Origin of the sequence: Superficieibacter sp. 1612_C1, assembly GCF_015234305.1 — a bacterium.
GTDB lineage: Bacteria > Pseudomonadota > Gammaproteobacteria > Enterobacterales > Enterobacteriaceae > Superficieibacter.
Map to the genome: position 1 here is coordinate 266,261 of NZ_JADGMI010000006.1, position 12,195 is coordinate 278,455.

Below are 12,195 nucleotides of genomic sequence, written 5' to 3' on the forward strand. Positions count from 1 at the left end.
TCACGTTCCTGTGCAAAAATTTCTCCACCGGGATACTTAACTATTGATAATGAAATCAGTCTACTTTGTTTAAGCAAAAGTCTTATGCCAGCCTATTAAGGCAGAAGGCCGCAACTAAATCTTTCCAGGCCGAACGGTTCACTGTTCGGCCTCACATCATCTTCCCCTGAAAAATCGGCACCGACTCAAACAGGTAACCGTCAAAATCCGGCGCATCCTCGTCGGACAATTCCAGCAGGCTGTTTTTGACGTTTTCCAGATGCTGCCACATGGCCTGCCAGGCCCCCATCACATCGCGGCGGCGCAGGGCGGCAAGAATAGTCTGGCGGTCGCCCAGCCATTTCAGGCGATACGTGCGGCTGGCAATATGGGCGTTAAACTGCTGCCACAGCGGATTGACGTCCATCTGGTGCCAGATGTTTTCGACCGTCATCAGCAGCATTTGATTTTGTGACGCTCCGGCCAGCACCAGATGAAACATCTTACTGTTATCCTGGCTGGTGTCATTGGTGGCGATCGCCCGCTGTTCCTGCTCAATGATCCGGCGCAAATTGTCGATATCGGCGCGGGTCGCCATCCGGGCGGCGAAGGCGGCGATGTTGCTTTCCAGCAGCTGTCGGGCCTGGAGGATTTCAAACGGCCCGGCGTCACTGTTAAGCAGGCGTTCTTCCTCGTTTTCCTCTTCACAGGGCACGCGCATGACGTATACGCCGGACCCCTGGCGGATGTCTACCGTGCCCTGAAGCTCCAGCATCAGCAGCGCTTCGCGAACGATAGTACGGCTGACACCATAGGTTTCGGCGATATTGCGCTCAGGCGGCAGCCGCGAGCCGGGAGGGTAGCGCCCCTGCACGATCTGCGCGCGTAAATCTTCACCAATTTCCTGGTAAGGTTTCTTTTCCGGCGGGACGAGGGCCTTCTCCACACTATCACCTGTGCATACGTTGACGTTAACGTCCGGGAAGGCCCGGACGCGGACAAGTTTACCAAATTTCACGCCGTTTCGGGGGTTTTCACTTCAGCGATGGGCTACTTATCCTCATCGTCGATGGTCAGCGTAAGCTGGCGACGCTCGCGCAGCTGACGAAACCACGAGGCGGATTTTTTGGCCCGCCGGGCGCGGTGGTTATCAAGATCGATTTCAATCAGTCCGTAGCGGTTTTTAAACGCGTTCATCGGCGAGACGTTGTCGGTAAAGGCCCACAGCATATAGCCCTGACAGTTTGCCCCGTCCTCGCGCGCCAGCAGCGTCTGATACAGATGCTCGCTGATAAAACGGATGCGGTAATCATCCTCAATCACTCCATCCGCATTGCGGTACTGCGCTTCGTTCTCCACGCCCATCCCGCTTTCGGCCACGAACCACGAAATATTGCGGTACTCGTTTTTGATGCGCATCGCCATGTCATAAATAATGCGCGGGTAAATCTCCCAGCCACGTGAGGTGTTCATCCGTCGACCGGGCAGGTCAAAAGGCTCGTAATAATACGCCGGATGGAACGGCGTCTGCGGATGCCAGGCGCGGGACGGCGCTTTCACGCGGTGTGGATAGTAAAGATTAATACCCAGCTCATCGACGGTATTATCACGAATGATCGCCAGCTCGTCCGCGGTGTAATCCCACGCGACATTATGCTGCTCCAGCAGCCTGAACAGCTCGGCGGGATATTCGCCGTGCACCAGTGGGTCGAGAAACACCCGGTTATAAAACAGGTCGTAAACCTCAGCGGCTCGCACGTCATGGGCCGCCCGCGAGCGCGGATAGGTGACTTCCGGATTGAGAATGCAGCCTACCGTGCCGCGATACCCCTTCTCATGAAACAACTTCACCACTTTTGCCGTCGCCAGCGTTTTATGATGATTCCACTGCATCCAGGTGCCGGTATTTTGTTCATACGGCCAGCGCAGCGCGTCAAGATAAACCCGCGTCTGCACCACGATCGGTTCATTAAAGGTGAACCAGCGCGTCACGTTTTGATGATAGCGTTCAAACACTTTTTGGGCATACAGCACGTACAGTTCGACTACTTTTTTCGATGCCCAGCCGCCGTAGGTTTCCAGCAGATAGCCGGGCAGTTCATAGTGTTCCAGGCAAATCATCGGCTCGATGCCGTGGCGCTGCATCTCATCAAACAGCCGGTCGTAATACGCGGCGTACTCTTCGTCTACCGTACCGTTTTCGTAGTCGGTGAGAAAGCGCGACCAGTTAATCGAGGTGCGATAGTGCGTCAACCCCGCTTCCTTCATTAGCGCGACATCTTCACGGAAGCGGTTGATAAAATCGGTTGCCACCGCCGGGCCGTAGCCGTTATGCCAGACGTGGCGGTCGTTCTTGTACCAGAGATCCGGCCACGAATCCTGGCCTTCCTTTTTGCCGCTCCAGCCTTCGGTTTGCCAGGCGGAGGCCGCCGCCCCCAGAATAAAATCGTCAGGAATAGACACCGTTTTTATACTCATAAGATCCTCATTTGCTGGCGGCAGCCTGCTGTTCACTCAGCAACTGCGCCTGTTCCGCGCGGCGGGAAGCAATTTTGACAAACGGCAGGTAAATAATGATCGCCGTAATAATGCAAATAAGTTGCGTGACCACCGCGCCCATCGAACCGGCGGTAGAAAGCCAGGCGTTGATCAGCGGCGGCGTGGTCCACGGCACCATCACGACCGCTTTCCCGGCAAACCCGGTAACCGTGGCGAAATAGCCGATAGAGCCAGTGACCAGCGGCGTAATGATGAAAGGGATCGCCAGGATCGGATTCAGCATAATCGGCATCCCGAAAATCACCGGCTCGTTGATATTAAACAGTCCAGGTCCAATCGACAGTTTGGCGATCTCCCGCATCTCTTTGCGTTTGGTGGCGATCATCACCGCAATCAGCAGGCCAATCGTCAGGCCGGAACCCCCAATGCTCATATACACATCCCAGAACGGCATGGTGATGATATTCGGCACCTCTTTGCCCTGTTCAAAGGCGCTCATATTGACGGTGATGGCCCCCAGTAGCAGCGGCTCGCGGATCGGTTTGATCATCTGGTTGCCGTGAATGCCAATCACCCAGAACAACTGGGCGACAAACATCAGCAGCAGGATCCCCGGCAGGCTTTGCACTACCCGCTCCAGCGGTTGCTGTACCACCTGGTACACCGCATCGTACAGGTACATGCCGGTGATTTGATGGAACACAAAGCCGAAGGTGGCGATGACCGTAGTCGTGATGATCGCCGGGATCAGCGCGGAAAACGAGGCGGAGACGTTCGGTGGCACGGTGTCCGGCATTTTGATCTTCAGCCCCGGACGCCCTTCCAGCCAGCAGTAGATCTCCACCGACAGAATGGCAATAAACATGCCGAGGAACAGGCTGCGGGTATCCGAGAACTGGCGCAGCAGCACATCTTTCACTTCATGCATCTGTCCGTCGACCATCATTTCAACGGTGGTCGGCGTGACGCAGATAAAGCAGATCACCGCCAGCAGGCCGGGAAAGAGCGTTTTAATACCGTTAATTCGGCCCAGCTCAATACCGATCAAAAACACCGCGCCGATATTGAGGAAGTTCAGCGTGGCATAGTTAATTGCGCTGGTAATAGGTTTGAGTGCGGCGAGGAAAGAGAGCGACTGAAAGCTGGCCAGACCGTTTTTCGGGTCCAGCACCATGTTGGAAATTAACACCGAAAATGCGCCGACGATGATCACCGGCATCAGCGTGATGAAGGAGGATTTGATCGCCATGATGTAGCGATAACTGTTGAATTTAGTCGCAAAACTGCCCAGCGAGTCGATCATTTTTTCCTGAAATGCCATCGGGTGTTACCTCAGAATTTTAGGGGCCTGTTATCGAAAATGGGGACAGCCAGCGCCCATTTGGCATACCAAAAATAGTCATGTAACGCTAAAAGTTCTGTGACTGACGTCTCAGGATGGTAACAGGCATTCCAGATCCAGCAGATTTTCAATATTGGCATACCACATTAAATGTGGCGGCTTTTGCTGTTCTTCAGCAATGTTTTGCTGATTTTTTTCTAAGGCCGAATGGCTATAAATCAGCGCGTTTCGTTGTTAGACAGGCCAGAGAGCCGCTCTTATCGTTCGTCATTATTTGTCAATTTTCTGCATAACTCTGATGAGGGAACGCTTTTGACCAGGCTACTGAGATCGTTATCAACACAACCCACGCGCTTTACCCTGGCCCTGCATATCGCGTTGCTCGGCGGCGCAGTGGCCTTTTCTTCTCTTGCCAGCGCGGATGACGTTTTAAAAGAGGGGATCACGCCAGCTACCGATGCCAGCCAGATCCCGGCAGCGGCAAAGCAGCGTAAAGACGCAGTTGTTGCCGGGATCTCCGAGCCGCAGGGCATTTTTAACCCTTATTTCTTCGTTAACGGCTGGGATGAAAACGTGACTAACGTTATCTTCTCGCGTCTGATTGACTGGGACAGTCAGGGTAAACTGGTGCCGGGACTGGCTGAAAGCTGGACCGTCAGCCCGGACGGCAAGGTGTATACCATCAAGTTACGTCCAAATTTGACCTTCAGCGACGGTTCACCGCTGACCGCTGAAGATGTTGCGTTTACGCTGACCGTTCTCTCCGATCCGCAATACGACGGCGCTATCGATATTACGCTTGCCAACATTGCCGGTGGCGCAGAGTACAAGGCCGGAAAAGCTGACAGCGTCAGTGGGCTGAAAGTGATCGACCCGCAGACGATTGAAGTCACCACCACTCAGCCGGGCGCGACGACGCTGGCGAAAATCGGCGGGCCGGTGCTGTCCAAAGCGTATTACGGTAAGAATTATCAGCGCGGCAACCTCGACTACCTGCGGACTCTGCACGGCAAGCCGCTGGGCAACGGGCCGTATGTCTATGATAAATATATCCCCGGCCAGGAGATCCGTTTCCACGCCAATACTCATTTCTGGCGCGGTACGCCACCCACGCCGCGGTTTATCTATCGCGTAACTAATCCGTCCACCAACTTCCAGTTGTTCCAGACCGGTGAGACGGACTACGACGCCTTTACCTCGCGCCCGGATGATATTGAACAACTTAAACTGTTGGGCTTCGCCAATATCAACCTGTATGGCTCCAGCGATTACAGCGAGGTGGAATTTAACGTCCGCCGCCCTGCCCTGAAAGAGGTCAAAGTCCGGCAGGCGCTGATTTATGGTCTGGATCGCCAGAAACTGATCGACGTGGTCTATCAGGGGTACGGCACCGTTGCCATTGAACCTATCGCGCCGATTTCATGGGCGTACAACCCGGACGGGGTGAATCCGTATAAGTACGATCCAGCGCAGGCGAAAAAGCTGCTGGATGAAGCGGGCTGGAAGCCGGGCGCAGATGGCATCCGTGTAAAAGATGGCAAACGTCTTGAGCTGACGCTGCTGGTGAGCAAAAAAGTGCTTAACGATGCGCTGATCCCGATTGCCAAAGAAAACTGGCAGCAAATCGGCGTGCAGTTAAAACCACAGGTGGTTGATTTCAACGCCCTGATGGCGCAGCGCAAATCGGGCAATTACGATTTGGCGTCATTTAGCACCAGCACCCTGAACGATCCGCATGATGGCGTCTGGGATTTTTACAGCACCGAGGCCAAAGAGTCGGGCTATAACAATCCTGAAGTCGATAAGCTGATCAATGAAGGTAACGCCACGCTCGATGTGGAAAAGCGTAAGCCAATTTACCACCAGCTCTACAAAGTGCTGGCCGACGATCCGCCGGTCATTCTGCTCGGCAACCGGAAAATTCTTTCCGCCAGTAGCGCCCGCGTTACCGGCTTTAAACCGGATATCTACAACGGTCTGACCGGCAGCCTGCCGGATGTAAAAATCGTTAAGTAATGCCTCGCCGCCGCCCTTCTGCCGGGCGGCGGCCGTGAGAGAATCATGAGAAATTTTATTCTGCGGCGATTGCTGCAAACCCTGCCGATGCTGCTGCTCGCCTCATTGATCATCTTTATGCTGTTCGCCAAAACGCCCGGCGATTTTATTGACGGCAATATTACCCTGACCGCCGCACGCGCCGCCGAGCTTAAGGCCATTTACGGTCTCGATCAGCCGCTGTTTACCCGCTACCTGCACTGGCTGGGTCAACTGGCGCGGGGCGACCTGGGGTTTTCATTGCAGTATCAAATTCCGGTCAGTGAGTTGCTGAATCAGTACATCTGGAACTCTTTTTTGCTGGCAAGCGTCGCGCTGGTGTTTTACTGGGGCATTGGTCTGGCAGTCGGCATTATCTCGGCCCTGAAACCCAATTCGCTGTTCGATCATCTGGTGAGCGTGGCGGTGTTCGCCGCCATGTCATTCCCGACCTTTTTTCTGTGCCTGCTGCTGATCAAGTGGTTCGCGGTCGATCTGCACTGGCTGCCGGTGGGCGGGATGACCAATACCGGTAGCGACGACAGCGGCTGGGCGTGGATGATGCAGGTTGCCGCCCACTTGCTCCTGCCGGTGCTGGCGCTGGTGATGCTACAGGCGGGTAGCCTGACACGCTATTTCCGCGCCAGTATGCTGGACGTGGTGAAGATGGATTTTATCCGCACCGCCCGCGCTAAAGGGCTGCGCGAGCGGACGGTGATTTTTAAGCACGCGTTGCGCAATGCGCTGCTGCCGATTATCACCCTGCTCGGCTTTGAGCTGCCGGGACTGTTTTCCGGGGCCATCATTACCGAGAAAGTCTTTAACTGGCCGGGAGCCGGGCATATTCATATTGATTCGCTGGCAGCGCGCGATTATCCGGTGCTGATGGGCTTTACGCTTTTTCTGGCGGTATTAACTATTCTTGGCAACCTGCTTGCCGACGTACTTTACGCGTGGGCCGATCCGCGCATTCGGGTGAGGTCGTGATGCTCAGTTCCCTGTTCTCCACCAATCGTCGCCTGCGTAAAACGGAGATCCCGGTGCTTTCACAGGTGACGCCTTCTCCGTGGCGGCAGGCGTGGCGCGCGCTGCGGCGTAATCCTCTTGCCATGTTGTGCATGGTCATCCTGATAGTCATGGCGGTCTGGTGCGTGCTGGGTCCGCTCTGGTCGCCGTGGAAAGATGATGCCACCGATGTCCTGATGATCAACAAACCGCCGGGCACAGAACACTGGCTTGGCACCGATTTTCTCGGTCGTGATGTGTATACCCGCCTGCTGCTGGCCGGACGAATTTCCTTAATTATTGGCCTGCTGACCATGCTGCTGTCGGTGGCGCTCGGCTATTTACTCGGCGCAATATCGGGCTATATGGGCGGCATTACCGACAAACTGATCATGCGACTGGCGGATTTAGTGATGACCATCCCCAGTCTGCCGCTGCTGATCGTCGCCGGGGCCATGTTATCGGAACTGGATTTTTCCCCGGACTCGCGCATTTACATGGTGATTGTGATGCTGAGCCTGCTGGAGTGGCCGAAACTGGCGCGGCTGGTGCGCGGGCAAATTCTCTCCCTGCGCGAGCGCGATTTTATGCTGGCAACCCAGGTGCTCGGCCTGTCGGCACGTCGTCGGCTGTTTGGCCATCTGCTGCCGAATACCATCCCGATTCTGGTCGTCATGGCCACGATGGCGGTCGCCAATGCCATCCTCAGTGAATCGGCGCTCAGTTATCTCGGCCTGGGTGTGGTCCCGCCGACGCCGTCATGGGGCAATATGATGGATGCGGCCAACAGCCTGATCGACTTTCAGCGTCGCCCGTGGCTGTGGATGCCGCCGGGCATTGCGATTTTTATTACGGTGATCGCCATTAATGTGCTGGGCGACGGCCTGCGCGATGCGCTCGATCCGAAAATGAAGCGGAGCCTGAAATGAGCGAGCCGTTAATTGCGTTTGACCATCTTTCCGTCTCATTCGCCGCCGATCAGGGCCGAGTGCGGGCTGTTCAGGACGTTTCATTCACCCTGTATGCCGGGCAAACCGTCGGCGTGGTCGGTGAATCCGGCTGCGGCAAAAGCGTCACCGCCATGTCGTTGATGGGGCTACTTCCCCCGCAGGCGGCGCGCCTTGACGGCGGTGAAATTCGTTTTCAGGGTCAGGATCTTTTACGCCTCAAACCGTCCCAAATGGCCGATATTCGCGGCAACGAACTGGCCATGATCTTTCAGGAGCCGATGAGCGCGCTCAACCCGGTGCTAACCATTGGCGATCAGCTTTGCGAGCCGCTGATCCGCCATCGCGGTGAGTCGCCGAAAGCCGCCTGGCAACACGCGATCCAGACGATCGCTGGCGTAGGGCTGGCACGCGCTGAAAGTTTGATGAACAGCTATCCGCATCAGCTTTCCGGCGGCATGCTTCAGCGGGTGATGATCGCGATGGCGCTAAGCTGCCAGCCAAAATTACTGATCGCCGACGAACCGACCACCGCGCTGGACGTCACGGTACAGGCGCAGATCTTACGCCTGCTGCGCGATCGGGCGCGCGAGCATCATATGGCGCTGATGCTGATCACTCACGATCTCGGGGTGATTGCGCAGATGGCGGAGCGCGTGGTGGTGATGTATGCCGGGCGTATTGTGGAACAGGGCGCAACGGCCGACGTGCTGCGCAATCCACTGCATCCCTATACGCAGGGGCTGATCGCCTCGCGTCCGGTGCCCGGCCAGCGCCGTCGGCGTCTCTATTCCATTCCCGGTCAGGTGCCGGATTTAGCCGCGCTGCCGCCTTACTGCGCGTTTACCGATCGCTGCGCGCACGCCACCGATCGCTGCCGTCAGGGCATCCCGCCGCTGGTCGGCCAGACGCGGCAGGCGGCCTGCTTTTACAGTGGCTTACCGGAGGCACAGTCATGAGCGAGTACCTTATTGAAGTCGACGGGCTGAAAAAGCATTTTCCGCTGCGGGACGGCCTGTTCGGTCAGGAAACCGGGCAGTTGCGGGCAGTCGATGGCGTCAGTTTCGCTATCCGTCAGGGCACGATTTTTGGCCTGGTCGGCGAATCCGGCAGCGGCAAAACCACTGTCGGGCGCACGCTGCTCGGGCTGTATGACAAAACGGCGGGAAGCGTGAAATATCGCGGTCAGGATCTGCACGCGCTTTCCCCCCGCGAGCGGCGTGCATTGCGCCCGAAGATCCAGTTGGTGTTTCAGGATCCGTACAGCTCCCTGAATCCACGCATTCGTATTGGTGAGGCCATCGGCGAAGCGATGCTGGAACACCGGCTCTGCACCCGTAGCGAACTGCGGGAAAAAGTGATTGAGGTGATGAAGATATGCGGACTGTCGGCGCAGCACTATAACCGCTTTCCGCATGAGTTTTCCGGCGGTCAGCGCCAGCGTATTGGCATTGCCAGGGCACTGATCCTCAACCCGGATTTTATTATTGCCGACGAACCTATTTCAGCATTGGATGTGTCGATCCAGGCGCAGATCATCAATCTTTTTTCTGATTTGCGCGACGATCGCGGCGTGACATTTTTGTTTATTTCACACGATCTGGGCGTCGTGGAGCATCTTTGCGATGACGTGGCGGTGATGTACCTGGGCCAGTTAGTCGAGACCGCCAGCCGCGATGCGTTGTTCCGTCAGCCGCTGCATCCCTATACTCAGGCGCTGCTGGCCGCCGTGCCAACGCTGGAACCGGGCCGTGAACCGGTGGCCGCAGTGCGCGGTGAAATCCCCGATCCGTCACGACCGCCGTCCGGCTGCCGTTTTTCCTCGCGCTGTCCGTATGCCGTGGCGCGCTGCCACAGCGAGATCCCGGTCCTGCGGGAGGTGGCCGACGGGCACCGCGTGGCCTGCCATCTGGTCAGTCCGTAACCATTTCCCCGGCAATATAAACAGCTTGCCGGGAGGAATGTTGATCAAAGTACAATCCTGGAGCACGCGTCCTTTTTCCCCACAATCTCTATGTTAAACTGCGGCTATCATGTGGCATCAGGAACAAATAATGGCAACAATGCTGGATGTCTCACTACGCGCCGGGGTGTCGAAAGCGACGGTTTCCCGCGTACTGAACGGCACAGGTCAGGTGAAAGAGAGCACCCGTCAGCAGGTTTTTAAGGCCATGGAAGAGCTGGGCTATCGCCCCAACTTTCTCGCCCGCTCGCTGGCTAATCGCACCAGTAATAGCATTGGCCTGGTGGTCTCAACCTTTGATGGTTTCTATTTTGGCCGCTTGCTGCAACAGGCGGCGCGCCAGACGGAATCGTATGGTAAACAATTGATTGTTACCGACGGCCATGACACGCCGGAGTGCGAAGAGCAAGCGGTGCAGATGCTGGCCGATCGCCATTGCGATGCCATCGTGCTTTATACGCGCTTTATGAGCGAAAAGACGATGACCTCGCTGATCACTTCGCTGCCGATGCCGCTGATCATCATCAATCGCGACGTCAGTTCCGCGCGCGAACGCTGTGTGTTCTTTGAGCAGCAGGACGCCGCATTTCAGGCGGTAGAGTATCTGATTTCTCAGGGCCACCGGGACATCGCCTGCATCACCGTCCCGATCCATACCCCGACCGGCAAGGCGCGCCTGATGGGCTATCGCCAGGCGCTTGAAAAACACGGTATTGCCCAGGATGAACGTAAGGTCAAATACGGCGATGCCAGTATGACGCGTGGCTACGAGCTCTGTCAGGAACTGCTGGCGGAAGAGGTGAAATTCAGCGCGCTGTTTGCCTGCAACGATGATATGGCGCTGGGCGCGTCAAAAGCACTGCACCAGGCGGAGCTGCATATTCCGCAGGATATTTCGCTGTTCGGCTTTGACGATGCTCCCAGCGCCCGCTGGCTGGAACCAGGACTGTCAACGGTTTATCTGCCCATCGACACCATGATTATCACGGCGATCGATCAGGCGATCAAGCTGGTGGGCGGGCAGCCGCTGGAGCCGATCCCGCCGTTCACCGGTAAACTGGTGTTACGTGATTCTGTCACGACCGGGCCCTATTTCAATCAGAGCAGTTCCAGCGCCAGCAGTTCATCAATGGTCTGACGGCGGCGGATTAAACGCGCTTTTCCGCCGTCAAACAGCACTTCCGGCAGCAGCGGGCGGCTGTTGTAGTTCGACGACATTGATGCGCCATAGGCCCCGGTATCGTGCAGGACCAGATAATCGCCCGGCACGACCGCTGGCAGTGCGCGGGTTTCGACTTTGCCACCCTCCTGCTGGGTAAACACATCGCCCGATTCACACAGCGGCCCGGCAACCACCGTCTCCAGCAGCGGGCCACCGTCCAAATCCCGCCCATCGGCCGCCAGCGCGCTAATATGGTGATAGCTGCCGTACATGGCCGGACGCATCAGGTCGTTAAATCCGGCATCGATGAGTACAAAATGACGGCTGCCCATCGCCTTAACGCTCCGCACCTGAGACACCAGCACCCCGGATTCAGCCACCAGAAAACGTCCCGGTTCAATTTCCAGTTTAACGGCATGGCCCAGGTGACGGGCAATCTGCTCCCGCGCGGCGTTCCACAGGCCAAAATAGTGATCGGTATCGATCGACTCATCACCTTCGCGGTACGGGATCGATAATCCGCCTCCCGCAGAGATCGCCTCCAGATCCTGACCGCAATCAATCACCTGCTGTACCATCGCGCCACAGACCTGCTCAAGATGAGCGTAATCCACGCCCGAGCCAATATGCATGTGAATGCCGATAAGATGCAGGCCATACTGCTCGATGGTTGCCAGCGCCGCCGGAAGATCGCCGTGCCAGATCCCGTGTTTGCTGTTTTCGCCGCCGGTATTGGTTTTCTGGCTGTGTCCGTGACCGAAGCCCGGATTCACCCGCAGCCAGACGCGATGGCCCGGCGAAACCTGCCCGAGTTGCTCGAGCATATCAATTGACCCGGCATTGACCGGGATCTGCAATTTATGTACCCGCGCCAGGGTATCGCTGTCGATAAGATCGGCGGTAAACACGATATCGTCCGGATGGGTTTGCGGATCATAGCCCGCTGCCAGCGCGCGTTCGATTTCCCCCAGCGATACCGAATCCACCTTGACTCCCTGCTCGCGCATCAGGCGCAGAATATGAATATTTGAGCAGGCTTTTTGCGCAAAACGCACCACGTCAAAACGGCTCAGCAGGGCAATCTGACGGCGGATGATTTGCGCATCGTAGACCCAGACCGGGCAGCCAAATTCAGCGGGTAAGCGTAACAGATTTTCAGCGTTTAAATCGCTGTCGGTGGTGTGCAGAGCGCGCGGCATGGTTGACTCCATTCGGGAATTTTTTCCATTACGCCACAGCAGGAAGCGAATAAAAAATATCGTTT

At 56.5% G+C, this 12,195-nt stretch carries 10 protein-coding genes; 6 read left to right on the forward strand and 4 right to left on the reverse strand.

Annotated features, from left to right (window positions below):
• Positions 1 to 151 precede the first annotated feature (151 nt).
• The 3 genes from INT84_RS20395 to INT84_RS20405 form a co-directional block, all read right to left on the reverse strand.
• Entirely contained in the window at positions 152 to 925 is a 774-nt protein-coding gene (locus INT84_RS20395) for a GntR family transcriptional regulator (protein WP_194208267.1), read from the reverse strand.
• Positions 926 to 1,029: 104 nt separating this feature from the next.
• Positions 1,030 to 2,457: a glycoside hydrolase family 1 protein gene (locus INT84_RS20400; RefSeq protein ID WP_194208268.1), complete on the reverse strand. Its 1,428-nt coding sequence runs from the start codon at positions 2,455 to 2,457 to the stop codon at positions 1,030 to 1,032.
• 7 nt (positions 2,458 to 2,464) lie between these two features.
• Complete coding sequence (locus INT84_RS20405) at positions 2,465 to 3,799, reverse strand: PTS sugar transporter subunit IIC (protein ID WP_194208269.1); 1,335 nt, start codon at positions 3,797 to 3,799, stop codon at positions 2,465 to 2,467.
• Between the two features lie 333 nt (positions 3,800 to 4,132).
• Between INT84_RS20405 and INT84_RS20410 the strand changes: the two genes are divergently transcribed.
• From INT84_RS20410 to INT84_RS20435, 6 genes are all read left to right on the forward strand, one after another.
• Entirely contained in the window at positions 4,133 to 5,836 is a 1,704-nt protein-coding gene (locus INT84_RS20410) for an ABC transporter substrate-binding protein (protein ID WP_194208270.1), read from the forward strand.
• Between the two features lie 45 nt (positions 5,837 to 5,881).
• Positions 5,882 to 6,841, forward strand: coding sequence for an ABC transporter permease (locus INT84_RS20415; RefSeq protein WP_194208271.1), 960 nt, complete (start codon positions 5,882 to 5,884; stop codon positions 6,839 to 6,841).
• Positions 6,841 to 7,788: an oligopeptide ABC transporter permease gene (gene opp4C / locus INT84_RS20420; RefSeq protein ID WP_194208375.1), complete on the forward strand. Its 948-nt coding sequence runs from the start codon at positions 6,841 to 6,843 to the stop codon at positions 7,786 to 7,788. Before INT84_RS20415 ends, opp4C begins: the two co-directional genes overlap by 1 nt.
• Complete coding sequence (locus INT84_RS20425; protein WP_194208272.1) at positions 7,785 to 8,765, forward strand: ABC transporter ATP-binding protein; 981 nt, start codon at positions 7,785 to 7,787, stop codon at positions 8,763 to 8,765. The genes opp4C and INT84_RS20425 overlap by 4 nt, the downstream gene beginning before the upstream one ends.
• Positions 8,762 to 9,730, forward strand: coding sequence for an ABC transporter ATP-binding protein (locus tag INT84_RS20430; RefSeq protein ID WP_194208273.1), 969 nt, complete (start codon positions 8,762 to 8,764; stop codon positions 9,728 to 9,730). Before INT84_RS20425 ends, INT84_RS20430 begins: the two co-directional genes overlap by 4 nt.
• Before the next feature lie 130 nt (positions 9,731 to 9,860).
• On the forward strand, positions 9,861 to 10,907 hold the full coding sequence (locus INT84_RS20435; RefSeq protein ID WP_194208274.1) for a LacI family DNA-binding transcriptional regulator: 1,047 nt from the start codon (positions 9,861 to 9,863) through the stop codon (positions 10,905 to 10,907).
• Here INT84_RS20435 and lysA read toward each other — a convergent pair.
• Positions 10,868 to 12,130: a diaminopimelate decarboxylase gene (gene lysA, locus INT84_RS20440; RefSeq protein WP_194208275.1), complete on the reverse strand. Its 1,263-nt coding sequence runs from the start codon at positions 12,128 to 12,130 to the stop codon at positions 10,868 to 10,870. The two genes, INT84_RS20435 and lysA, sit on opposite strands and share 40 nt — an antisense overlap.
• Positions 12,131 to 12,195: the final 65 nt, after the last annotated feature.